Annotated in this window: 25 protein-coding genes; 10 read left to right on the top strand and 15 right to left on the bottom strand. The window is 63.1% G+C overall.

The features are described 5' to 3' along the window. From C4E04_RS00835 to C4E04_RS00825, 3 genes are all read right to left on the bottom strand, one after another. On the bottom strand, positions 1 to 2,964 hold the full coding sequence (locus tag C4E04_RS00835) for a cytochrome P460 family protein (RefSeq protein ID WP_109594048.1): 2,964 nt from the start codon (positions 2,962 to 2,964) through the stop codon (positions 1 to 3). A gap of 104 nt (positions 2,965 to 3,068) precedes the next feature. Continuing rightward, on the bottom strand, positions 3,069 to 3,833 hold the full coding sequence (locus C4E04_RS00830; protein WP_371682024.1) for a pseudouridine synthase: 765 nt from the start codon (positions 3,831 to 3,833) through the stop codon (positions 3,069 to 3,071). 44 nt (positions 3,834 to 3,877) lie between these two features. Then, positions 3,878 to 5,125: a Glu/Leu/Phe/Val dehydrogenase gene (locus tag C4E04_RS00825; protein ID WP_109594046.1), complete on the bottom strand. Its 1,248-nt coding sequence runs from the start codon at positions 5,123 to 5,125 to the stop codon at positions 3,878 to 3,880. A gap of 450 nt (positions 5,126 to 5,575) precedes the next feature. On the opposite strand from C4E04_RS00825, the gene C4E04_RS00820 reads away from it, so the two are divergent. Together C4E04_RS00820 and rnk (C4E04_RS00815) are read left to right on the top strand one after the other, a co-directional pair. Continuing rightward, positions 5,576 to 6,070 carry a GreA/GreB family elongation factor gene (locus C4E04_RS00820; RefSeq protein WP_109594044.1) on the top strand — a complete coding sequence of 165 codons (495 nt, stop codon included), beginning with the start codon at positions 5,576 to 5,578 and terminating at the stop codon, positions 6,068 to 6,070. After that, positions 6,067 to 6,498, top strand: coding sequence for a nucleoside diphosphate kinase regulator (rnk, locus tag C4E04_RS00815; protein ID WP_109594042.1), 432 nt, complete (start codon positions 6,067 to 6,069; stop codon positions 6,496 to 6,498). The genes C4E04_RS00820 and rnk (C4E04_RS00815) overlap by 4 nt, the downstream gene beginning before the upstream one ends. A 4-nt stretch (positions 6,499 to 6,502) precedes the next feature. Here rnk (C4E04_RS00815) and C4E04_RS00810 read toward each other — a convergent pair whose 3' ends face one another. From C4E04_RS00810 to C4E04_RS00780, 8 genes are all read right to left on the bottom strand, one after another. Further along, a complete protein-coding gene (locus C4E04_RS00810) occupies positions 6,503 to 7,138 on the bottom strand; it encodes a uroporphyrinogen-III synthase (RefSeq protein WP_245416186.1) in 636 nt (211 codons plus the stop codon). A 105-nt stretch (positions 7,139 to 7,243) separates the two neighbouring features. After that, complete coding sequence (locus C4E04_RS00805) at positions 7,244 to 7,699, bottom strand: GreA/GreB family elongation factor (protein ID WP_109594038.1); 456 nt, start codon at positions 7,697 to 7,699, stop codon at positions 7,244 to 7,246. A 50-nt stretch (positions 7,700 to 7,749) separates the two neighbouring features. Next, positions 7,750 to 8,202, bottom strand: a complete 453-nt coding sequence (locus tag C4E04_RS00800; protein ID WP_109594037.1) for a RidA family protein — start codon at positions 8,200 to 8,202, stop codon at positions 7,750 to 7,752. A gap of 100 nt (positions 8,203 to 8,302) precedes the next feature. Then, on the bottom strand, positions 8,303 to 9,187 hold the full coding sequence (gene speE / locus C4E04_RS00795) for a polyamine aminopropyltransferase (protein ID WP_109594035.1): 885 nt from the start codon (positions 9,185 to 9,187) through the stop codon (positions 8,303 to 8,305). Further along, positions 9,184 to 9,699 carry an adenosylmethionine decarboxylase gene (gene speD, locus C4E04_RS00790; RefSeq protein ID WP_109594033.1) on the bottom strand — a complete coding sequence of 172 codons (516 nt, stop codon included), beginning with the start codon at positions 9,697 to 9,699 and terminating at the stop codon, positions 9,184 to 9,186. The genes speE and speD overlap by 4 nt, the downstream gene beginning before the upstream one ends. A 102-nt stretch (positions 9,700 to 9,801) precedes the next feature. Continuing rightward, on the bottom strand, positions 9,802 to 10,230 hold the full coding sequence (gene rnk, locus C4E04_RS00785; protein ID WP_109594031.1) for a nucleoside diphosphate kinase regulator: 429 nt from the start codon (positions 10,228 to 10,230) through the stop codon (positions 9,802 to 9,804). 38 nt (positions 10,231 to 10,268) lie between these two features. Then, on the bottom strand, positions 10,269 to 10,436 hold the full coding sequence (locus C4E04_RS20720) for a hypothetical protein (protein ID WP_162559223.1): 168 nt from the start codon (positions 10,434 to 10,436) through the stop codon (positions 10,269 to 10,271). 308 nt (positions 10,437 to 10,744) lie between these two features. After that, a complete protein-coding gene (locus C4E04_RS00780; protein ID WP_109594029.1) occupies positions 10,745 to 11,329 on the bottom strand; it encodes a PTS sugar transporter subunit IIA in 585 nt (194 codons plus the stop codon). 525 nt (positions 11,330 to 11,854) lie between these two features. Here C4E04_RS00780 and rnk (C4E04_RS00775) point away from each other — a divergent pair. The 3 genes from rnk (C4E04_RS00775) to C4E04_RS00765 are packed head-to-tail and all read left to right on the top strand — an operon-like array spanning position 11,855 to position 13,654. Beyond that, on the top strand, positions 11,855 to 12,382 hold the full coding sequence (gene rnk, locus C4E04_RS00775) for a nucleoside diphosphate kinase regulator (protein ID WP_109594027.1): 528 nt from the start codon (positions 11,855 to 11,857) through the stop codon (positions 12,380 to 12,382). Between the two features lie 23 nt (positions 12,383 to 12,405). Continuing rightward, on the top strand, positions 12,406 to 13,224 hold the full coding sequence (locus C4E04_RS00770) for a TIGR02587 family membrane protein (protein ID WP_109600629.1): 819 nt from the start codon (positions 12,406 to 12,408) through the stop codon (positions 13,222 to 13,224). Between the two features lie 7 nt (positions 13,225 to 13,231). Further along, positions 13,232 to 13,654, top strand: a complete 423-nt coding sequence (locus C4E04_RS00765) for a TIGR02588 family protein (protein WP_109594024.1) — start codon at positions 13,232 to 13,234, stop codon at positions 13,652 to 13,654. 4 nt (positions 13,655 to 13,658) lie between these two features. Here C4E04_RS00765 and C4E04_RS00760 read toward each other — a convergent pair whose 3' ends face one another. The 3 genes from C4E04_RS00760 to C4E04_RS00750 all read right to left on the bottom strand — a co-directional run bounded on the left by C4E04_RS00760 (position 13,659) and on the right by C4E04_RS00750 (position 15,618). Beyond that, complete coding sequence (locus C4E04_RS00760) at positions 13,659 to 14,390, bottom strand: Crp/Fnr family transcriptional regulator (RefSeq protein ID WP_109594022.1); 732 nt, start codon at positions 14,388 to 14,390, stop codon at positions 13,659 to 13,661. A 268-nt stretch (positions 14,391 to 14,658) separates the two neighbouring features. After that, positions 14,659 to 15,033: a ribosome hibernation-promoting factor, HPF/YfiA family gene (gene hpf, locus C4E04_RS00755; protein WP_109594020.1), complete on the bottom strand. Its 375-nt coding sequence runs from the start codon at positions 15,031 to 15,033 to the stop codon at positions 14,659 to 14,661. Positions 15,034 to 15,432: 399 nt separating this feature from the next. Beyond that, positions 15,433 to 15,618, bottom strand: coding sequence for a hypothetical protein (locus C4E04_RS00750; RefSeq protein WP_109594018.1), 186 nt, complete (start codon positions 15,616 to 15,618; stop codon positions 15,433 to 15,435). A 608-nt stretch (positions 15,619 to 16,226) separates the two neighbouring features. On the opposite strand from C4E04_RS00750, the gene C4E04_RS00745 reads away from it, so the two are divergent. From C4E04_RS00745 to C4E04_RS00730, 4 genes are read left to right on the top strand one after another with little or no spacing between them, the layout of a single operon-like run. Then, a complete protein-coding gene (locus C4E04_RS00745) occupies positions 16,227 to 17,420 on the top strand; it encodes a hypothetical protein (protein ID WP_210204590.1) in 1,194 nt (397 codons plus the stop codon). After that, positions 17,417 to 17,809: a hypothetical protein gene (locus tag C4E04_RS00740; RefSeq protein WP_109594016.1), complete on the top strand. Its 393-nt coding sequence runs from the start codon at positions 17,417 to 17,419 to the stop codon at positions 17,807 to 17,809. The genes C4E04_RS00745 and C4E04_RS00740 overlap by 4 nt, the downstream gene beginning before the upstream one ends. Before the next feature lie 40 nt (positions 17,810 to 17,849). Continuing rightward, complete coding sequence (locus tag C4E04_RS00735) at positions 17,850 to 18,389, top strand: YcnI family protein (RefSeq protein WP_109594014.1); 540 nt, start codon at positions 17,850 to 17,852, stop codon at positions 18,387 to 18,389. Positions 18,390 to 18,408: 19 nt separating this feature from the next. After that, a complete protein-coding gene (locus tag C4E04_RS00730) occupies positions 18,409 to 20,019 on the top strand; it encodes a copper resistance CopC/CopD family protein (protein ID WP_109594012.1) in 1,611 nt (536 codons plus the stop codon). Between the two features lie 31 nt (positions 20,020 to 20,050). Here the strand turns inward: C4E04_RS00730 and C4E04_RS00725 are convergent, their stop codons facing one another. Next, positions 20,051 to 20,908, bottom strand: a complete 858-nt coding sequence (locus C4E04_RS00725) for a ferritin family protein (RefSeq protein WP_109594010.1) — start codon at positions 20,906 to 20,908, stop codon at positions 20,051 to 20,053. A gap of 335 nt (positions 20,909 to 21,243) precedes the next feature. On the opposite strand from C4E04_RS00725, the gene C4E04_RS00720 reads away from it, so the two are divergent. Further along, positions 21,244 to 23,532 (top strand): NosR/NirI family protein, encoded by a 2,289-nt coding sequence (locus tag C4E04_RS00720; protein WP_109594008.1) that lies wholly within the window; start codon positions 21,244 to 21,246, stop codon positions 23,530 to 23,532. Positions 23,533 to 23,542: the final 10 nt, after the last annotated feature.

Genomic DNA, 23,542 nt, shown 5'->3' with positions numbered 1-23,542 from the left:
TTACGGCTGTGGAAGCGCCACCTGCCCTGTGCTGACCATCCGAAGCTTCCAGTTTTCTGCTTTTGATCCCTCGAGATTGAGACGGCCGGCCATGAAGAAAAGCCGCTCCGTATCGGTGCTCTTCGACGTGCAGAAGCGATCCTGCAGGTAGAACGGCGGCGTCGCCTGATAATAGAGGGTCGCCTGTACGGCCGCGGGAACGCCTTTGACCTGCGCAAGATCGATCCGGTAGCGGACCGTATCGCCACCGCCCGCCGCATAATCAGGGTCGTCTCCGACCTGAGCGGGCCCCGCCTCGTCGGCAAGCTCAGACCCGGCTCCCAGTGCCTGCGCCACGGCAATCCTTTCGTCGCGCTTCAGGAAGCCTTTGGGCAGCAGACGGTTGTCCTTCACGTTCGAGCAGATCGACAGGAAGCTCGTGGTCAGTTCGCCGGCCGGCCGAGAGCCGACACCACATTGCGCCGGCCCGTCCGCGGGAGGCGACGACACGAGTTCCTGATAGATCTGGGCTTGGTTCTGCTGGGTGATGACCTGATAATGGGGCTGGTGTGCGAGCGGGTTCTGCCGCACTGAGCAATCACTGTTCCACCAAACTTCCCCGTCGATCGGCTCACCCTTTTCGTCGGTGAGAACCCCCATGGCGTTCGTCCGGCCGGACGACCAGAGTGTCGCGCCATCCCGATCGAGAACCTGGAATTCGACGAAGGCACGACGAAAGCCGACGCCGGACGGGAACTTGTGCCCGGCCTTGTTCATGACATTGATGTCAGCCTCGATGGCGCCGTTGTTCATCGTGAGGTTGCTGACGCGAATGTCGGCCGTCTTCGCTTCAGCCTGATGCGCGATCGCCTGCTCGGTATAGAGGAGCGGATCAAGCCCCTTCCGGGTCAACATCGGGTCCTGCGTCCGAATGCCCATGATGTCCGGGAATTGTTGAGCCATCTTGATGAGGAACGTGTTCAGGCCCACCAGAACATGGCTTGCGAACCCTTCCCGGACCTCAAGGTCGATCTCTTCAGGTTCGAGGGTGTTGTCGGCTTCAGGAAAGTTGCTGTGCTCCTGAATGCTGGCGATCTTGCTCCGGATAGGCTTTCCCTCAGCATCCCGGCTCGGCATATGACAGCCCTGGCAGGTTTCCACCTTGGCGCCCGGTCCCATCGGCAGCGGGCCGTCCGGCGTCAGGCCTGTCCTGTAATCGCTGAAGGCCCACTCCGCATAAGTGGTCTGCTCATAGGTGTGGCCGATGACTTTGCCCTTGTTCAATACGGGCAGATGGACCGTGTGACAGCTTCCGCAAACTTCGGCCGATTGGATCTGCGTATTGTGGGCCGGGGTCAGGCCAAGGGCATTTTCCATGGGCTTGACCTTCGGATCCGGAAAAGGACCGATGATCTGATCTGGAGCGCCCGTCAGGAAGCTTCCGGTGAAGGTTTTCGCAAACCCCTTGTTGTCAGGATTGAGAAATGCCTGACGCTCGGCAACACAGCTATTCTGAGTCTCTGCGGCCACCTTGGCCCGTTCGCTCTCGCTGAGCGCCATCGTATGGCATGTAGTGCAGGAAACCCCGTCCCGCCCGAGGGCCCCATAGGCTGCATTTTTGGCGTGGGGGCCTGTCGGGAAGGGCGTGGCGTTGAGCACCTCGCGCGAGAACGGCGTACAGCCCTGTCCGGCTGCCTTCTGGTCGATCTTGAATTGCCTCTGCCCCATGACGCCGTGGCATCCAAGGCAGGTATCCTCCACGAGCTTGGACGATTCGCGATGGAAGGTTTCGACCTCGCTCGACAATTGGGCAAAGAAGATCGGATCGCGTCCAGCCAGGCCCATGGGCGATGTGCTCCATGTCCCGAAAGGCGACAGGTTGAGGAGCTTCCCGCCATGCCCTGGCCGGGTCATGTCAAATTGAAGCCCTGTAGACCCCGCATCGTGACAACCGATGCATTGATCGGATGTCAGAAAAGGCTGAAGTGTCTTCGGCATCCCTGCTTGAGCCCAAACATTGTCATATGTCTGGGATGGCATGGCCAGAGACGGCAGTCTTTCGGGCTTCGTGAAAGGCAATCCAAAGAACTTCGTAAATTCAGGGTCATAGCCCGTACGGGCGGCCGCCCCCTGCGGAGTGACATCATCTGACTCCTGGACGACCCGCAGGTGATTGAGCAGGGCGGCGAAGTTCTCATCAGGCTGAGTTCCTTGCCCCTGGAACCAGTGCTGGCTCAGGAAGGCGAGTGGCTTGCCCGCCTCGCCCTCGATGTTCCGCAGAGCCGCAAAGGTGGAGTTGTCCTTGGCTGAGGCGTGACAATTCACGCAATATTGCCCGAACCCCATATTCGGATAGCCGTTGCCGGCCTGCGCCGGCCAGTCGGGCTCCCAGCCCTTCCAGCCAAACCAGCCCCAGAACCAGCCGTCGTGAGCCCCTTTGCTATCGCGAACCATCACAGCGGCGCCGCTCGTCGGCTGGAGCCGGTTCACATCGATGCCCCGGCAGGCGGCGGCCGGCGCCGGGTACATCTCCTTGATCATCATGGCCCCATCCGGAACAGGCGCCGGGTTCGCCGGCGCAAGATGCTCGTCCGCGGGCCGGTTAGCCTTGAGCCAAGTATACATCTCCGGCGAATACCAGATCACCACCGGGGCATGGGTCCCATGGTAGCTCCCGACCCACTTCCCGTCCTTAAGGGCCGCCGTAAACGGACCCGTATCGCGGATGGTCTTGTCAGCCTTCCACCCGGAACCCGGGTTCCGATGACAATAGGCTCTCAGGTAAGTACCCAGCTTCTGCTGATAGACGTCCAGGGTGAACTGGCTGGGCTTGCGGACATCATCTTCCAGGCTTGCACAAAGCGCGAGATCCGCCGGGACTTGAAGCGTTTCCTGCTGTGCGGGGCACTGCTCCGACGCGTAGGCCATAATCGGGAGGAGCAGAGAGGCGCAGAGCGCGGCGGCAGCAGGCAATCTGAGGCGCATGACGAACCCGGAATAAGCGGAGCAACCTCTCTTTCGGGAAACACGCGGATTTGGCAAGCCCCACGATGGTCTCCTGAGCGCGCTATCGCTGAGCCAAATCGAGATTACCTGGAGCCGGAAGCAGCCAGTCTCGGCACATCCAGCATTGCCTTTTCGTCGGGCGTGAGCAGCCGCGCCGCGCCCTTGGTCAGATCGCCGAGCCGGAGCCCTCCGACCTCCACGCGCACCAGTCGCAGCACCTCGGCGCCAGTTGCGCCGACAAGGCGCCGGATCTGCCGGTTCTTGCCCTCGTTCAGGACGATCTCAAGCCATCCCTTGCGTTCGCCGGCCCGGAGCACGGTCGCGGCCTTGGCGCTCATACGCTCGCCGTCGAGCACCATACCGGCTTGAAGCCGCTCCAGCATTTCCGGATCGGGCATCCGGTCGATCTGCACGTGGTAGACCTTGTTGACGTTCGAGGCAGGATCGAGGAGCCGCTGCGCCCAGCGGGTGTCGTTGGTCATAAGGAGCAGGCCCTCGCTCGCCTTGTCGAGCCGCCCCACGGGCACCACGAAAGGAAGATCGATCCCTGCCAAGCAATCATAGACCGTCGCCCGTTCCTGCGGATCGTCGCGGGTCGTTACCAGACCGCGCGGCTTGTTGAGCATCAGGTAAACCTTCCGCTCGGCCGAGACGGGCTCATCGTCGACCACAATGCGTGCTCGTCCGGGATCGACGCGGAAAGCCGCATCGCGCATGATCCGGCCGTCGACACGAACGCGCCCGGCCGCGATCAGAGCCTCGGCCTGAGTGCGGGAGCAAAATCCGAGCTTTGACAGGGCGCGGGGCAAGCTGACGACGGCGCCACCCTGGCGCCGCACATCCCTCACCCCCGCGCGGGGGGCTTTGGCCTCACGATGACGTCGCTCCAGCCTCAGCTCGTGAAGAACTGCTGCGTGCCATGAGCCTCGATGGCGCCGGCGAGCCGGGAGAGCGCATGGACATAGGCTGCGCTCCGCAGGCCGATTCCCCGGTCCCGAGCGAGCGCCCAGACAGCATCCCCTTCCCGCTCCATCATCGTCTTCAGCCGCGTATGGACCTCCTCGACCGGCCAATAATAGCCCTGCCGGTTCTGCACCCACTCGAAATACGAAACGGTGACGCCGCCCGCATTGGCCAGGATGTCCGGCAGGACGATCACGTTCTTGGCTGCCAGGATTTCGTCGGCCTCCGGCGTAATCGGGCCGTTGGCGAGTTCGAGGACGACCCGCGCCTTCACGCCTGCAGCATTGCCCTCGTGGATCATGTCCTCGAGCGCTGCCGGAACGAGGAGATCGCAATCGACTGCCACGAGATCATTGGGGGACAAGGACGAAACGCCGTCAGAACCCGCAAGACCGGTGACGGAGCCCTGCTTCTTGGCGGCAAAGAGCTTGTCGATATCGATCCCGGAGGGATTATGGATCGCGCCTTTGGAATCCGACACGGCGACAATCTTGTACCCGTCGTTCCCAAGCAGGCGGGCCATGTGCTGGCCTGCATTGCCAAAGCCCTGGATTGCGACCCGTGCCCCGGGCTTAAGGCCGAATGCGTCGGCAAGATGCCGAACGAGATAATATCCGCCCCGAGCCGTCGCATCATCGCGCCCCAGAGAGCCTCCCAGGGCAATCGGCTTGCCGGTAATCACCGCCGGGGTCGCCTCGCCCACGATGGAGGCATATTCGTCGGCCATCCAGCCCATGACCATCGAATTGGTATAGACGTCGGGCGCCGGAATATCCCGGTCGGGCCCGATGATTTTGGAGAAGGCCTGGATATAGGCCCTGGACAGCCGCTCCAGCTCGGCTTTCGACAGTGTGTGGGGATCGACCCGGACCGCGCCCTTGCCGCCACCATAGGGCAGGTTCATCACGGCGCATTTGAAGGTCATCCAGAAGGCGAGCGTTTCCACCTCTTCCATGGTGGAGTCCGGATGGAAGCGGATGCCGCCTTTGGTCGGGCCCCGGGTGTCATCGTAGCGGCAGCGCCAAGCCATGAAGGATTTTCTGGAACCGTCATCCATGCGGATCATCAGGCGCACCTTCGTGGTCTCGCGCGGATATTTGAGCTTCTCCAGAACATCCGCATCGAGATCGAGGTGACGGGCCGCCTCATCGAGACGCGTCAGGGCCTGGTCCAGCATGGAAACGACGTGCAATTGATCTCACTCCTGTCCGTTGATGTAGTCCGCCAGAACTGTCGTTGGGGAACCCTAATGGCGGCTTTGACATCTTCGCGCAATATTTCAATGGATTTCACTAGTTCCAGGGCCTGTTGGACCAAGCCGTAAGCAGGGCCCGAGTCCGCCTGGCGGTTGCTTTCGCCACCAAGGGTGCTAGGGTGTTAGCATTATGTTCCCGTACCTGAAAAACCTTCGCCATCTGGCATACGCAGGTCGCCTCCAAGCAGGCAGGTAAGCCCCGGGGACCCGGCTCGACCCCTATGGTCGCCGGCGCTCGGGGCATGAATGTTCTCTTCGATCATCATGAGCTTTTTCGTGCGCCTTTTGGGCGCATGTCGGCCCGTATGTCTGTTCACCTTGTGGGATTGTTCCTAGGCATCCGGCAAGGTGATCGTTCCTGAGGAGGGTTTCATGAGCACGCAGCAAGATCTCCCGCCGATCACTCTCGCGTCCTGCGACTACAACCGCCTGCTGTTCACGGCGGCCATCGGGCAAAAGCAGGGTCGCCACGCCACCGATTTCTTGCTTTCGGAGCTGCGGCGCGCGGAAATTTGCCATCCGGCGGACCTGCCGGAGGATGTGGTCTCCACCAATTGCCGCGTGATCTATCGCCTCGACCAGGAGCCGAAGACTCGTGCCCATCTGCTCGTCCATCCTGACGACATGATCTGGCCCGGAGCCGAAATCTCAGTGGCGACACCGCTGGGAACGGCGCTCCTGGGCCTGCGCGTCGGCGACCGTATGCCATTCCTTGATGAGGATGGCTCGCTCCGCGAGGTCTTTGTGGAAGGGATTGGCCTAAGGTTCCTGGATGACGGCTCGACCGTGCTGCGGACCGGGGGCACGGCCACACCGCAGCCTCGGCACGACTTGGCCTCAACCCCGGACGATCGGAGCACGGCATGACCGGGACGGAGCCTTCCCGGTCTCTTCCGCCGGTGATGATCTCGGCGCTCGACTATGATCGCCTCGCCTGGATCGCGACAGCAGGTGTGTACAGCCCGCGACACCGGCCAGCTGCGGAGCTGCTTGTCTCCGAGCTGATGCGGGCCACGGTCATCGTCGCGCAGGCCATTCCGCCTTCGGTGGCGACGATGCATTCGCGGCTGGAGTTCTGCGACGATGTGACCGGCGAGATCCGACGTGCCGTTCTCGTCTATCCCGATGAGGCCGACACGGCAGACCGGATTTCCGTTCTAACCCCGATTGGAGCGGCGCTGGTCGGCCTCAGCGAGGGGCAGTCGATCACATGGCGAGCGTCTAGAGGGGTACGGAGCCTGACGCTGCTGCGCGTCCTTTACCAGCCACAAAGGATGGCCGTCCTCCACGCTTAAGACATCATGCGGATGACGGACCCGGCTTTCCGCACACGGCGTCGAGAATACCACCCAGGCTCGGGGATGCGGCAATGGCCACATGACGGAATTTCATTGGCCGCAGTGCCTCAGCAACCTTGTGGCTGATCGCGACAGCCGTCATGCGGGTGCAGAAAGCGGAGAGGCCGGACTTTGATGCCAGCCCGCAGAAAGTCGACGCCGTTCGGGCGGACAGAAACACCGCTGCGTCGATACAGCCTCGCGAGATCCCATGTATGGCTCGCGCACTCAGCCGGTTGGCCGCACAGGCACGGTAGACGATGGCCCGGTCCACTTCGAACCCGTCCGGCGCGAGGCCCGCTGCAAGATCGACCGCGATGTCATATCCACCAAGATGGAGAAGGGGCCCCGCCTGTGGATCGGCCCGGCGCCGGATATGGTCCATAAGATCCAAAGCCGTCCCGCCGGCAATATGCACATGCGAGAAGCCAGCGGCGAGCAGTGGCGCCGCCGTGGCCTGCCCCACTGCGAAAACGGGAGTGTCCCGACGCACGCTCGAAGACCGAAGCAGTGCGCGCGTCCCATTGGCCGAAGTGAGCAGGAGGGCCTGTCGCCCTTCAAGGACATTCGGATCCCAAGGAACCGGAACGATCCGCAACAGGGGCTCGCCCAGCCACTCACAGCCCCTGGCGCGCAGGTGAGCGCCAAGCTCCTCAGACTGTGCTCGGGGACGGGTGAGAAGGACCCGCATCAGCCTGCCCTATCAATGCCAGCGGCTGCTCGAGGCCATCATCGCCCCAACCGGCTCCAAAGTGCCGATCACCCGCGGCCCGACCGACTCGACCGAAAGGAAAGTCCCCGGCGCACCGCCAGAGCCAATGACGGGCATTCGGTCGCCGATCCGCAAGCCGAGGAGGGACAGGCCGACGGGCGTCAGAACAGACACTTCGGCCAGCGGCCACATGCCGTCATCAGGATGGATCAACATACGCTTCTCCGGAGAACTCCCGTCAGCCAACCGATAAGTTACGAAGGTATCGAGCGACACCACGTCATCTGGAAGCTCATCCGGCGTGCAAAGCGCAGCCCGACCCAACTCCTGGAGGAGCGGTGTCGCCAGGGGGTGAGCCTGCCCGGCGAGCTCTTGGGCCGCGCGCATCAGGCGCCGGTGGTCTTGAGTCGTCACGACGATAGGCGGCAATTCTTGGCAAGCATCCATAGCAATCTCCTAACTCGACGATTCCAACGGCAGTCTCTGGAAAACTGAGCCTAAGGGTCTGCCTGCCGACCCGGCGGGCCGGGCGGGAGAATGGCCGTGGCGGAGATTTCCACGATGGCGTCAGGGTCGACCAGCCCTGAGACCTCCACCAGCGCCATTGCCGGGCAATGGCTTCCCATGATCTCGCGATAGATCACGTCGAGTTCATGAAGGCGGGCCCGGCAATGGTCGATATCGAGCACGTACCACGTCATCTGTGCGATGTGCTGTGGGCCTCCGCCAGCCTCCAGGATCACGGCACGGATGTTCCGCAACGCCTGCCGTGCCTGGGCGGCCAGCCCGATGGAGGTCACCATGCCCGTATGGTCGGCAGCATTCTGCCCACTGATGAAGACGAAGGTACCGGTTCCGGCGACCGCATGCGAATAGCGCTGCGAGCGCGGCCATCCCGGCGGGTCGATCCTTCTGAGCGGCGCTGCCAGTGGTGTCGAAACAATGGTCATGATGTCCTCCTGCTGGGCTCCGCATCAGGCAGGATGCGGAGCCTTAATGATCCGGCGTAGGGCACAACAGCCGTCCCCGTGAGCCAAAGGGCCCACGGGATCAGGATCCCGTTTTCAGGAGGCCCTCGGAGGCCGGATCTTCGCGCAGGAAGGCGGGTTCGAAGGACGGGGCGAGCGTGAACGCTGCCCTGTGCACCTCAGGCGTATAGTAACGGGTTCGGCCCTCCAGCGGCTGGAAGCGCGCCTGAAGGACCTCTCGCGGAGGACGCAGCGCATCGCGCGAGTCACCCGCCGCAACGAGAGCCAGCATGCCGCCCGCATAGGTCGGTACGGGCGCCAGGAAAGGCCGTACTCCCGCGAAAGAACCCGACAGGCGCCCACAGACCGTCTCAAGCTCCTCCGGCTGGAAAAAGGGCGCGCCACTTTGGACCGCGATCATCCCACCTGGCCTGAGACGGGCCCGGCACGCCGCATAGAAGGCGGGCGTGAAGAGCGGCTCTCCCGGCCCTTGCGGGTCCGTCGAGTCGATGATGATGACATCGAACTTGTCCCCTGTCTCCGCAATGTACCGCGTACCATCCATGACGAGCACGGAGGCCCGCGGATCGTCGAACGCTCCATCCGAGACCGCAGGAAGGTGCCGCCGCGACAGGGCAATCACCTCGCCGTCGATCTCGACCATGACAGCACGCTCGACCGGGTGCTTCAGAACCTCCTTGAGCGTGCCGCCGTCGCCGCCGCCGATGATGAGGACGTCACGTGCCGCCCCATGTGCCATCAGCGGAACATGGGCAATCATCTCGTGATAGATGTGGTTATCCCGCTCGGTCAGCTGAACGACGCCATCGAGCACGAGAACCTTGCCGAAGAGCGCGTTTTCGAAAATCAGCACGTCCTGGAAGGCCGTTCGTCCTTGGTGCAGAACGGCCCCGATAGAGAGCGCCTGCGCGTGATGCTCGTAGAGCGTTTCCTGGAACCACTTCATAGGATGACCCCTCGCTTGTGCTCGGCGAGCGTCACCAGACCAGGCATGAACGCGCCCTTGAGAACTTCGATGGCCTTATGGGGCTGCGCGTCGCCGCACATGAAGACGTCGACCGCCGCATAGGAAATCTCAGGCCAAGTATGAATGGAGATGTGGCTCTCGGCGAGAACGGCCACACCCGAAATGCCGCCATTCGGTGTGAAATGGTGGAGATCAATATTGAGAAGCGTTGCGCCTGCGCGGGCAGTGGCATCGCGCAGGGCCTGTTCGACCAGCGGCAGGTCGTCCAGATTGGTGGCATGCCAAAGATCGACGATCAGGTGGGTTCCGGCGAACCGCATGCCGTCTCGTGTGATGAAGTGATCGAGGCGGCCGTCATCCGACGGCGCAGAGGTGGGGACAATGGCAAGTGTTGCCGTCCGGGCAGCATGTCGCGCGGAATCCTCGAACCCCTTGGCAGGCGGGCGAGTGCCTGCCTTCGCGATCATGCTGAGACGGGAGGTTTCGGCCATTCAATTCTCCGTTGGCAGAAAGTCTGCCGGTTGCGGTCAAAGTGAAGCCGCGCCGCCCGAAAGGGCTGTCGCGCGGCGTGGAATACGCGCAGCGTTGAACGCTCACGCGGGCTGGCGCTCCTCTACGGCAGGCTCCTGCACCTGCAGCACCGTCAGGCGCTTCGAATCGCCCGTGCGGGTGGTCCAATCGATCGACTGGCCAACCGGGAGACCAATGAGGGCTGTCCCGATAGGCGTCAGCACCGAGATGCGTCCCTTGGCGATATCCGCCTCGTTCGGGTAGACGAGAGTCACCTTCTGCACGCGCCCGGTCATATCGTCCCGGAACTCGACCTCGCAGCCCATGCACACGACATCCGCGGCATGCTTGCCCTTTGACAGCACGTGTGCTCGGTCGAGCTCCTCGGCGAGTTCGGCGGCCATGTCCGGCACGGTGTTCGCAGCCGCGTTGGCAAGCACGGACAGCTTCTCGTGGTCCGCAGCCGTCAATGTAATGCGGGGCTTGGCGCCGCCGGCGGTTCTCTTGGTCATCTCTCAGGTCTCCTGGTCTGTTGTAGGCGCCGCCGCAATTACGCTGCGGTCGGGCCTGGATCATCGTCGTCATCGTCGTCGGACGGATCGGGAATTCGCTCCGATTCAGGTCTCCGTCGCGGCATCAGCCGGACGACTTTACCGTCCGGCTGATCTGCTTCCTGCAAATCCGGCTGTACCGGTGGCTCTTTCGGGGACTGGCGCATGACACGGTCTCCTCTGATCCGCACATGGTGCGGAGCTCATCTATGGTTTAGAGATCGGCGTACAGGTTCGGGTACGGCATGACTGTCCGCGGAACGCGTCTCCTGCGCCGTACGGCGCGAAAGCTCGATGAAGACCGTAAAGCATGCCATCGCACCGGATGCCTTGCATCCGACCTCACACGATGTCCGGGAATGTCAGTGAAGTCGTGCACCCCGAGCCCGGAGCGCAGATGCGCGTTGAGCCCGGGGCTACTTGCCCGCGATGAGGTTGCCCGCCCGATGCAGGCCGCGATGGTATTGTGCGAAGCTCAACATAATGGCTCAAGGCTCCTACACATTGTCCCGTTTGTCAAATCGCTGGCGGACACTCCTCGGGGAGCCACATCACGCGCCATTTCGGTAAGCTGCAGTTCCGGGGCGGGGCCGGTTTCGCGCCAGGCATCACTTGTCAGCACGGCATGGATGGCCTCAGCGCCTTTTGCAGACCTGAGGCGCGCCGCAACGTCGCGGTCGCGCAGGCGGCGCACGACCTGGGCCAGCGTTCTCAGATGCGTCGAAGGGTCACCCTCAGGGCTCAAAAGAAGAAAGGCCAGATCGGCCGGCAGCCCGTCCGCCGCTCCGAAATCCTGGCTCGGCGACAGGAGCGCGAATACGCCGGCAGGACGCCGCAGGCCCGAGATCGCCGCGTGCGGAACAGCAACGCCGCGCCCAAAGCCGAAGGTCGAGGATCTGCCATGGCTCAACACTGCATGCTGAAGCATGTCGTGATCGAGCATCGCTTCCGCCGCCGCCACTCGCGTCAGCTCGCAGACCGCCTGCTGCACATCTCGCGCCCGCAGATGCGGAATGACGCGCGCGGGAGTGATCAGAGACAGGATCTTAATAAATGCCATCGCCGATATCGGCCCGAACCCTGGGCCGCCTCACGCTTGCGGAATGCCTGGGAAAGACATGGACTGGCGACCCGAGGTTGCGGACGTCCACCACAGACTTGCATGCCCATCTCAAGAAGATCGGTCCAAACCAGCGTACGCTGAAAGGTCTCACATCCATGTCATTACGGCAACGCTCGGCCCCAAGGTAAGTTCGAGTTCCGCAAGAGGCTATCCTTAAGAGTATGCCCTCCCGGTCGGCGTCTCAGTCTACCGAGAGAGGCTTCCTTGACTTGCCGTTTTCTCAACCTATGTTTGAAAGGCCATGCTTAGGCCTATACAGACCATTTTTTTGATCGCCAGAACGACTTGCCCGTTTTCAGGCTTGTGAGCCCGAATGCAGTGCATCTGCCCTGCATTCGGGAGCATCAAGCGCGCGGCACCGCCCATCGGTAGCCGGCTTATTTGAATTTCCAACCATTGAAATCGTCCATCCGGATGCTCTCCGCGCCCGGGTGTCGATGTCTATTTTGAGGATGAGATCTCATGTCCGACATGCCCCTGACGGTATCTTCCGCCAATCACGACCGGCTTCGTCGAATCGCCGCCGCGGGCATGCGGATCCGCCGGGTTCCCCCGTCGGCAAAAATCCTCGCGGAAGAGCTCGGACGCGCGCAAGTCGTCTGCCCGACGGACCTCCCGCCGAATGTGATCTCCATGCATTCCGTCTTCGATTTCCGCGACGGGGTTATCGACCAGATCCGCCGTGCTACCCTCGTCTATCCAGGTGAAGAGGATGCGGATGTCGGCCGGATCTCGGTACTGTCGCCTCTGGGAGCGGCGCTGATCGGCCTCGCCGAGGGCCAGGCAGCCCGATGGCAGAGCGCGACGGGTGCTTGGCGTACGCTTCGGGTCATCAGCGTCGTCCATCAGCCCGAACAGGCAGGCTTCATCCGTCGTGCAGCAGATGCCGCGATGGAACAGCGCCCAGCCGGGAACTTGCAACCGAATAGCGTGTTCCCCATGCGGCCAAGCTCGGAGAACCGAAGAGCGTTGGAGCCTGAAGGAGGGTGAGCGATGCGAAAGGGCGGGGGTCCGTGACCAGCGAACGCTACGCCGTCGGCTTGGCACGCGCTTTCGGCGGCGCCATCATCTTCGGAGTTCCGCTCCTGATGACGATGGAGATGTGGTGGCTCGGCTTTGCCATGGAGCGCGGGCGCCTTCTCCTGCTCATGGGATTTAACGTCGCCGTGCTCGTGGGCCTCTCCTACTTCTCTGGCTTCGAGAAGACTTTCAGCCTCAAGGAAGACACGATGGATGCCCTGGCCGCGTTCGGGGTCGGCGTGATTACGTCGGCCGTGCTCCTGGTGCTCCTCGCCGTGGTGACCTTCGACATGTCCTGGAGCGAGGTCGTCGGCCGTATCGCGCTCCAGAGCGTGCCAGCCAGCATCGGCGCCATGCTCGGGCGCAAGCAGCTCGGCGCAGAACAGGACATGGACGCCGAGGAGGAGCGCAAGCGGGAGTCAGGCTACGGCGGAGAGCTTTTTCTCATGCTGGCCGGCGCGCTGTTTCTCGCCTTCAACGTGGCGCCGACCGAGGAGGTTATCCTGATAGCCTTCCAAATGACGCCCTGGCACGCCCTGTTGCTTGGCGCACTCTCCATAGTTCTCCTGCACACCTTCGTCTACACAGTGGGCTTTTCGGGCCAGGAAATCCGACCCGAGGGCGGCACATTTCTGTCGACTTTCCTGCATTTCACCCTTGCCGGCTATGGAATCGTCCTTCTGGTCAGCCTCTATGTGCTCTGGACCTTCGGCAGGACGGACGGCGTGGCACTGAGCGAGATTGCCAACATGCTGACAGTTCTCGGCTTCCCGGCATCCCTCGGCGCCGCAACGGCGCGGCTTGTTATATGAGGGCGCGATGAGCCGCGACCGGAAGAACGGCGACCCACATTCGGCAACGGCGGACAACACGGTGCCCTGGCTTGAATGGACCGCATCGGGAATTGGGCTCCTGCTAGTCCTCGGGATGTTCGGCGTCATCGCCTGGCAGGCTTTCCATGGAGCGACGATGCCGCCCACGATCATCGTCGAAGCCGAGAATACAACCAGAACCGATGGCGGCTATCGGGTCCTCTTCCGCGCACGGAATGTCAGCGGCGGGGCCGCTGCGCAAGTGGAGATCGAGGGAACGATCTCCGCAGGACATGACGCGAGCGAGACCAGCCGGGTCGTTCTCGACTACATTCCGGGACATTCCTCCCGGAAAGGCGGACTCTTCTTTACGCAGGACCCGCGGGCCGGTGCCTTGAAACTGCGCGCTACGGGATATGCGGAGCCATGAGACTTCAGCACGCCGGCATGGCTGGTGGCCAGACGAGCCGTCGCGCCACGCTCGGCAGCGCGGCGTTCCGAGCAAGGCCATCCTCATCGACGAGATCGATCACCTGAGGGGCCGTCAGGCGGATGAGGCCCTGCTTTTTCAGCCCCGTCAGTGCACGACTGACCGTCTCGACCGTCAGGCCGAGATAGTCTGCGATATCGGAGCGCGTCATGGGAAGGTGCAGGAGATTGCCAGGAAGACCATTGGCAATGGCGTGGCGCGATACGATCAGCAGAAAGGATGCGACCTTCTCGGAAGCCGTGAGACACCCGAGAAGGATCTGCCGCTCGCGGGCCTTTCGCAGCGCGTTCCGGGTCATTTCGTGCACCCTCCGCGCAAGGGCAGGATATTGCTGCACTGCCCGGTCCAAATCCCTCACCGGGATCGCGATGAGCTCCGACGGAGTGACCGCCTCGGAACAATGTGAATGAACGTCGTCGTCAGCCAGGCACAGGAGATCGCCCGGCAGGACGAAATCGGTGATCTGCCTGCGGCCGTCGAGCAGGGTCGTCAGGGCCCGGAGCATTCCTGTCGTAAGAATGAAGACAGAGCGGCGCTCCTCCCCCTCGGTGAAAAGAGTCTGGTTCGCATCGAGCCTGACGAGAGTCGCGGCGCGCCTCGCATCGGGGGGCAAAGCTCCGTAGAATCCAGCCTCCGAATCCGAACCGGCAAGTCGCGAAAAGGAGCTGCGGTCCATATGCGCGAGAATCCCGGCCGGTGGAGGCAGGGCTGCGTGCGATGCACCCAGATGCTTTCCTCTATCGTTCAAATTTTCCAATTCGATTCCCTCAGCCAAAGCTGGAGCAACGCCACGACCGGCCGTATCGATACCTCTTGTGCCCGATGACAGGAGGCCGTTACGGACTGCGCAACGATGAAAAATCGGCGGCCTCCGCCGCCGATCAGAAAGGCGCCGTCGGAATATCGAAACGGGCGCCTGGGATCACGCGAGCGTATCGCTCTCGCTACTGGACGCTGACCGCATCCATTCCGGCCGGGTGCGAACCGCCGGCGATACGACCTGGCCGATTCCGTTTCAGCCGCTCCCTGCGACGCTGAACCTGTTCGACAACCCTTGCGAGTGCAACGTCGAAGGCACGGTAGCAGTCCCCGGCAGGGGCTTCGCCGATAATCACCTTGAGGTTTCCGACCTGTGCATTGATCGTGCAACGGTAGGTCAGCCCGTCACGGCTGAAGCCGACGGCAGCATGCTTGAGACCTCCGAAGGACTTCTCTGCAGCCTGCGAGAGCTTCTCGCGGACGTGCTCCGGCAGGGCTTCGCCCAGATCGATCTGATGACCCTTGACGACGATGGACGAGTGCAGGCTGTTCGGCGGCATAGGTATAACTCCTTCGTAGATGTGCAGGTAGGTTGGAAAGGGGACGTGCGCGCAGAATGCGGCCTTGGATGCGCGCGGCTGATACCCGTCAGACAACGGGGCCGTCGGGCGGCCGAAACTCTGGTTTGGCAATTTCCGTGCGACGCGCACCCTGAAGCCTTGTGGTGGTCGTTCGATAGGAACACCACGGGCATTGCGCTGCCGCCCTCGGCAGCGTGCGCTGGCATGTCTTACAGACCGTCCGACGGTCGTTTCTTCTCATTTTTTGTAAACTCCCAAAGGCTCGCAGCCCGGCCGCCACGAAGTTGCGGCGGCCTCGATGGCGCGCGTCGTCGGGCCGGGACAGCCACAGCTGTCCCGTTCCTTCCGTCGTTGCTCGAAATCAGGAAGAGGCGGCTTTTATGGTGCCCGTTTGCCGCTCTCGTGCATCAGGGCGACATAGACGGCACAGATGAGCGCGAAACCGAAGCTCAGGGTCGCGAGGCCGAGCCATGCGGAAAAGCCGATGGCCGTTCCGATCGCGTGCCAGAAGATGAGCTGCACGATCGTCAAGACGACAAAAACACCGAGGAGAATGACTGACATGACCTCACCTATCAGCGGCTCGGATGAGCACGCCGTCCCAACATTGCGAAGCTGACTGCAGGAAAACCCGCCAGGACTCTCGTTCGTTCATTCGACACCAGAGATTGCAGCAGGCGAGTCCGCGCTCGTGCCGTCCACCCCCGGACCGGAACAAGTCCGTCCGGGGCTCAGGATCCCGTCTTCAGACGGCCTGTGCGAAAAGTCGATATGGCAACGGTCTTAGGCATGACGTCCTCACTCTCGGCCAGGGCCGGTGCCCTGTCAAGTTTGCGAGCCGCGACAGAACGTGGCGGCCCGCAATCCGTCTCGCTCAGCCGTTGCGCGAAAGAACGCATCTCTGTTGCATTGCTCGAGACGAGCGCTGACGCCTTCCGGGAGATTCTCAACTCCATTTGCGCAGGCGCAAAGAGACGGGCCGGGCAATGGGGCATGACTTCACCATACCTATGAGGCTTCCATGAGACGTGTTCAGGCCTTTACGTCCGTCGCAGCGGGCCAATCCTTTGGAGGCTTGTCGGTCGCCGGAGTAACCCTCTTCGACCGTATGGATCGGGCGGCTCCCGTCAGACTCTCCTATCGGGTCATTCAGACGATACGCAGGAATACTGATGTCCGCCGGATCATCCATGTCCCTGGTCCATGAGACCGCCCCTGCCCGCTCGGTCGGAAGCTCGACGGGTCTTCGCCTTCTGTTCCTAATGCTCGGATTGCTGGCCCTGGTAGCCGGAACATGGGGAGCACTGTGGCGCCTCGGCTGGTCCCTGCCGCATGGCTCGTCCCTGGCCGCGCTCCATGGCCCTCTCATGATCGGCGGCCTGTTCGGAACCCTGATCGGCCTGGAGCGCGCTGTTGCGCTCGGCCGAGGGTGGAGCTATGCGGCCCCAGCGTTTTCGGGGCTCGGAACCCTGCTCCTGCTCAGCGGCGCGCCGACGGCTCTGGGAGCCGGCGCCTATGCGGTTGCGGCCGCAATGCTGGCGATCAGTTCGCTCTTGATCACCATCCGGCAGCCTGCCGTGTTCACCGGCGCCCTCCTGTTCGGCGCCTTGGCCTGGCTCGCGGGCAGCGCGATCTGGCTGATGGGACATCCGGTTTACGATGCGGCAGGCTGGTGGCTGACCTTCCTCATTCTGACGATTGCAGGCGAGCGCCTGGAACTCAGCCGCGTCGCCATCCAAGGGCGCGGGAGCGAACCCTCCTTCCTGTTCGCCATCGGCCTGCTCGCCATGGGGGCACAGAACGGCCTCATGACCGAGAATGGCGCTATCCTGTTCGGCATCGCCCTGATCGTGACGGCCCTCTGGCTCCTGCGTTACGACATCGCGCGCCGGAACATCCGTCGGGACGGGCAGACCCGCTTCATGGCAGCCTGCATGCTGGCGGGCTATGGGTGGCTCGGCCTCGCCGGGCTGACCCTGATGGCGCTTCCGCCCGGCGAAAGCAGCTTCGCATACGACATCGCCCTGCACGCAGTGCTGATCGGCTTCGTCCTCTCCATGGTATTCGGCCATGCGCTCATCATCCTGCCGGCCGTGGCACGGATCCGGTTGCGTTATGCACCCGTCCTCTATGCGCCCCTGGTCCTGCTGCACGCATCTGTGGCCCTGAGAATCGGCGCAGGGCTGGGTGAATGGGACATGGGACGGAAGGTCAGCGGTGGTCTGACCTTGCTGGCGCTGGCCGCCTTCGCCGGAAGTCTGGTATGGGTATCCTGGCGCGCCCGGACACTCCGTCGCGATGCGGGATTGCGCCACGGGACGTCTCTGCGGGCCGCTTCGAACATGGGTCCGGAAAGCGCAAAATGAGCTGGATGCGGCACGAGGCATGGGGAATCAGAAAGGCGACCGCCGTCGCGTCGATTCTCGCGCTCGTGCTCCATGTGGCCATGATGGCCCTTGGCGCGGGGCGCATGCCCACCGCCGAACCGAGCGCCGGCGGGATCCATGCCCAACATGGCCATGCGATGGCCGGGCACGGAACGGACCAGCCTAAGGAGAGCGCGGCCCACAAGGCCCCATGCTGCATCCTCAGCCTCTGTCCGGGCCTGCCGGGCCCGCCCGCAGTTTCCGTCGATGCGTGCCTTCCCCAGCCTGAGGCTGTCGCGCTCGTCTTCGAGGTGCGCGCCAATCCGGTTCAGCCGCGCATTTCTCTCTTTCGTCCTGTTGGGGCGCGGGCACCGCCCATGCCGGTTTGAGCTTCGATTTATTCGTTTCTCGAACACACAGGACAACATCATGACCTTGAATCCTCTTCGCGGGGCGCTTGCTGCCTGCGCTCTCCTTGCTATGGCCGCCCCGGCCTCCGCCCACACCACCCTCGAGACCCAGCAGGCCCCTGTCGGCTCCACCTACAAGGCTGTCCTGCGTGTCGGCCATGGTTGCGAGGGTGCACCGACCCTCAAGCTGCGGGTGCGCATTCCGGACGGCGTGATCGCCGTGAAGCCCATGCCGAAATCCGGCTGGACCCTGGAAACCGTGAAGGGCGCCTTTGACAAGGCGTACGATTACTACGGTACCGGCATGTCGGAGGGCGTACGTGAGATCGTCTGGACCGGGAACCTAGCCGACGAGCACTATGACGAGTTCGTCTTCCGAGCTTATCTGACGAATGGCCTCCGGCCCGACACCATGCTTTATTTTCCGGTCGTGCAGGAATGCGAAGGTGGAAAAGCCGATCGCTGGATCGAAATCCCGGCGGAGGGCAAGAGCGCCGACGACTACAAGCACCCGGCGCCAGGCCTGAAGCTGTTGGCGCCAAAGGCCGCCACTCACTGATGGAGGCGCGGGGAGTCGCGTGGCGGCTCCCCGCAATCGGTTCATGCGCTTCATTATCGCCCTTCTCTGGCTCCTGCTTGCGTCCATGGGCGCGGGTGGGAGCGCATTTGCACATGCGTCTCTGATCGGGTCCCATCCTGCGGACGGATCCATCGTCGAGCAGACGCCTGCAGCGGTGCGTCTGGATTTCAACGAACCCGTCTCTCCCATCGTAGTCAGCCTCACGGACGCGCAGGGTCGCCACCATGACCTGACGGCCGTTGTACGCAACGAGACCATTGAGATTTCTTTGCCGCCGGATCTATCCCGCGGCAGTCATGTTCTCAGCTATCGCGTCGTTTCGGGCGACGGCCATCCTATCGGCGGCGCAGTGGTTTTCTCCATCGGCGCTCCGAGCGGATCGGCAAACAGTTCCACGGCGCTCCCTGACGCCAGTCTCGGAGGAGCGCTTTGGCTCGCCCGGCTCATGCTTCACGCCAGCCTGTTCATGGGGGTTGGCGGCGCATTCTTCCTGGGCTGGGTGGCTCAAGGGTTTCTGGTCGGAAAGACGGCGCGCCTTCTCGCGGGCATTCTGGCTGTCGGAATCGCGGCAGCGGGTCTCTCGCTTGGATTGCAGGGGCTCGATGCCTTGGGCCAACCTCTAAGAGCCCTCGGAAGCAGCACCCCTTGGATCGCAGGGTGGAGAACGTCTTTCGGGCCTGCGGCTGTCATTGCGTCACTTGCCCTGGTCCTGGCCTGGTTTGCTCTTTCGGCGCCAGGAGTGGGACAACGCCGTGCGTTAAGCTTCCTCGCCCTTGTGGGGGCCGGACTGTCCCTGGCCTGGAGCGGCCATGCCGGCACTGCCGAACCACAATGGGCGACGCGCCCAGCCGTCTTCCTCCACGCCGTTTGCGTTGCTTATTGGCTTGGCGCCTTACTGCCCTTGGGTCTGCTCGTCCGCCAAGCCCCTCGGGAGGCTTTACCGGCCGTGCGCCGTTTCTCGGCCGGCGCCCTCGTGGCCGTCGCGGTGCTGGCGCTGACGGGCCTTCTCCTGGCATGCATCCAGGTGGAGACACCCGCCAACCTCCTGAAGACCGCATACGGCCAGGTCCTCCTCGTCAAACTGCTTCTCGTGGGTTTGCTGCTCGGCCTTGCGGCTCTGAACCGTCTCAGGCTGACGCCGGCCCTCGCCACGTCCGGCAGCCGGTGGTTCGTCCGCTCTGTGGCCGCCGAGATCGTGCTTGCGCTTGCCATCCTGGCGGTGGTCGGGCTCTGGCGCTTCACGCCGCCACCTCGGGCGCTCGCCGCCGCGGCCGCCATGGAGGCGCCAACTGGCGCCCACCTGCATGGCCCGAAACTCATGGCACAGGTGACCCTTCTTCCCGGGCGCGCGGGCCCGACCCGGGCGAGGATCGCGGTGGCCTCCGCGCGCGCCGAGGCCGTAAACCCGATGGAGGTTACCCTTGTCCTGTCAAAGCCCGATGCGGGCATCGGGCCGATCGAGCGGCCGGCTCGGAAAGCGGGTCGGGAAGGTTGGCATGTAGACGATCTGGTGCTTCCCCTGCCGGGACCATGGCAGGTCAGGGTCGAGATCCTGGTCAACGATTTCGAGAAAGTAGACCTGGAAGGGACCATCGCCCTGAAGCCGTGAGCCGGAGGTTACCCGGCTCGGCGATCCTGCCTCAGGGCCTTTGCAATTCCGGCAGATCCGAACGCAGCCAGGCAAGGCGGGCGATGGCACTCTGAGCCAATTCCTGCACGCGTCCCAATGCCTCCTCGTCCCGAAGCGTATCGCCTGCTTCCAGGTAACGGTCGGCCAGCAGTTCGGCGATCGCGGTCGGATCGTCCGGGATCGACCCGACAGACCCGGCCCCGACAGTGACCGGCAGGCGCGCGAGCGCATCCGCATGGCCCCTTGCCTCCTTGCTGAACCTCTCAAGGCGCTTGCGCTCCTCCGGCGGAGCTTTCTCTGCAAGGGGGTCGAGCAAATCAGCGAGCCTGAGCTCCAGCGCAGCAAGATCGCTTTCTCCCTCGGGCTTGCTTCGCTCTGCATGGAAGGCCTTTCGGCGCTCCCGTCGGAGCAGCGCCACGTGTCCCAGTTCCTCATGCGCCATGGTTTCGGCTGCTTGGCGGATCTCTGGCGTGGACGCATGGGCAGCCACATAGCTCCAAAACGCAAAGGCCCGCTCTTCATTGCGGACGGCCATGGACAGGGCTCGGTATGCGCTCAAGAGTCGTGGGTCGGTTGTCGCTGCGCCTTCGTCATCGAACGTCTCAGGCAATTGCCAACGAATCCAGGCCGGATCGGGCTTCGCGCCTTGCGTCGCCTGCGACCAGCGCACGACACTGTCGAGATGTCCCTTCTCGTCAGCCGACAGGCGCTCGAAGACATCTGCCAGGGAATCCTGGCCATCCCGCTTCATGCGAGCCGCGATTTCTGCATAGCGGCTTGCCGCCTCGTCCTCCATGGCGGCCGCGATGGCGAAAAGCTCATTGAGGGATTTCACGGAGCCCATCGGCTCGGACTTCAGAAGCGACATCTGCTGTTCTCCACAACGGGCACGCGACCCCCGATGATTGACGCACAAATAAATCTCAGCCACTTTGCGTCAAATCAATGCCGAGCGGATCCGGTCGATTCATATGGGACCGGGCTTCGGAATTCAGCTGCTTTCCAGCCCCGGAAATTTTGGGACGACATTAGGGGAACATTTCTCCTCTGGAACCGTTCTGTTTTTTCTGTTCAGAATTCAGAACCCTGTTCCTGACGCTGGACGGTCCCCTGTTGGAAAGCCCTCACCCCCGCTCCTCCGCCCGACCTCTCGCTCTTGATGCCCTGCAGCTTCTTCGAACTGGAATTCTGCTTGGGATCGCAATGCTGCTGCTTTGGGCGGGGCAGGCCTCGGCCGCCGGACGGGTCGGAGAATACCTGTCGAAGGCGCAGCCCAACGAGTTCTTCGCGAATGCCGACAGGTTCGGCCCCGCCGAGGGCGATCCGCCGCTGATCCCGGTCTATGGGGGCGACAAGCTCCTGGGATATGTCTATCTCAACACTGACATCACCAACGCGACCGGCTATTCGGGCAAGCCGATAAGCCTCCTCGTCGGCATCGATCCGAATGGGGTCATCGCCAGGATCAAGCTCGTCGACCACAAGGAGCCGATCGTCCTCATCGGCATTCCCGAGCGCCGCATCGTCGATGCAATGAACGCGCTGGTCGGCAAGGACATGAAGGCGGTCGCCTCTGGAGCCGAGCGGCCACCCCAGGTCGATATCGTCAGCGGCGCGACGGTGACCGTTCTGGTCATGGGCGACAGCGTCGTGCGTTCCGCCGTTCGTCTGATCCGCACCAATCGGCTCGGCGGCGGCGGTCAGGCGGTGGCCGCCGCGGCGGCTCCCGCGGTCAAGTCCGTCGATACTTCCAAGAGCGAAATTCGCGACTGGCAAACCCTCCTCGGCGACGGCTCAGTGCGTCGCCTGTCGCTTACGGTCGGCGAGGTCAACGAGGCTTTCGCCCGGGCGGGCAACCAGGAAGCGGCGAACAATGCCGAGACGGGCAACCCATCGGACACATTCATCGATCTCTACACGGCGCCGGTCAGCGTGCCCACCATCGGGCGCAGTCTTTTGGGCGATGCGGGCTACGATCAGCTCAAGGCCCGGCTCAAACCCGGCCAGCAGGCCATCGTCGTCGCAGGCGAGGGAGCTTATTCGTTCAAGGGCTCGGGCTATGTCCGGGGCGGCATCTTCGACCGAATCGAGCTGCTCCAGGATGGCCAGAGCACCCGTTTCCGCGACCGCAATCATACGCGCCTCGGAGCACTCGCGGCCGATGGCGCGCCGGATCTCCGGGAAATCGCCCTTTTCGTCGTCCCTGAAGACTTCAAGCTCGATCTCACCGAGCCATGGCAACTGCAGCTGCTTGTGCAGCGCAATGTCGGCGCCCGCGACAAGGCCTTCCTGACCTTCGACCTCGCCTATACGCTCCCGGACAGCTACCTGAAGATAGAGCAGCCCCCAGCCAAACCGGCTGCGGCCCCGCAACAGCAGACCCAGGCTCAAAGCCAAACGATTCCTGCGATCGCGTCCCAGGCAAGAGCCGGATCCTTGAACGACGCGGATGCCCTCGGCGCCGGTCCTCTCGAGGAGCCGCTCTGGCTCAAGATCTGGAAGACGAACACGGTCTCGATCGGCATCACGGGCGTCGCACTCCTTGTGCTCACGGCAATCTTCTTCTTCCAGGACTCCCTGGTGCGCCGGCCGCAGGTCTATGTCTGGGTGCGCCGCGCCTATCTGGCGTTCACGCTGGTCTGGCTCGGCTGGTACGCCAATGCCCAGCTCTCCGTCGTCAACGTCCTCACCTTCACCAACTCGCTGGTGACTGGCTTCAGCTGGGAGTTCTTCCTGGCGGCGCCGCTCATCTTCATCCTCTGGGCCGCCATCGCGGCCGGCCTCCTGTTCTGGGGTCGCGGTCCGTTCTGCGGCTGGCTATGCCCCTTCGGAGCCTTGCAGGAGCTCCTCAACAACATCGCCCAATGGCTGAAGGTGCCCCAGATCACCGTGCCCTGGGGCCTGCACGAGCGCCTGTGGCCGATCAAGTACATCATTTTCCTCGGCCTGTTCGGGCTGTCGCTCTATTCCGTCGCCTTTGCCGAGACCCTGGCCGAGGTCGAGCCGTTCAAGACCGCGATCATCCTGAAGTTCGTCCGCGACTGGCCCTTCGTGATTTATGCCCTCACGCTTCTCTCGATCGGGCTCTTCATCGAGCGGTTCTTCTGCCGCTATCTCTGCCCCCTGGGCGCCGCCCTCGCGATTCCGGGCCGCATCAGGACCTTCGAGTGGCTCAAGCGCTGGCCCGAATGCGGCTCACCCTGCCAACGCTGCGCCAAGGAATGCCCGGTCCAGTCGATCCATCCTGAGGGGCACATCAACGTCAACGAGTGCATCTACTGCATGCATTGCCAGGAGCTGTACCACGACGACCACCGCTGTCCGCACATGATCCAGGTGCGGCTCAAGCGCGAAAAGCGCGAGGCACTTTCGTCTCCGACTATGCGCGGGGACAAAGACGGCGGCAAAGGGCCTGCTAAGCCCATCATCACCCATATGGGAAAACCGATCAGGGAGCCGTCCACGGCGGACGTCCCGACGACGACCTCTTGAACAGGAAGGA

Origin of the sequence: Microvirga sp. 17 mud 1-3, from assembly GCF_003151255.1 — a bacterium.
Lineage (GTDB): Bacteria > Pseudomonadota > Alphaproteobacteria > Rhizobiales > Beijerinckiaceae > Microvirga.
Note: the sequence above shows the minus strand (reverse complement) of the source record. Positions and strands in the feature narration are given on the sequence as shown.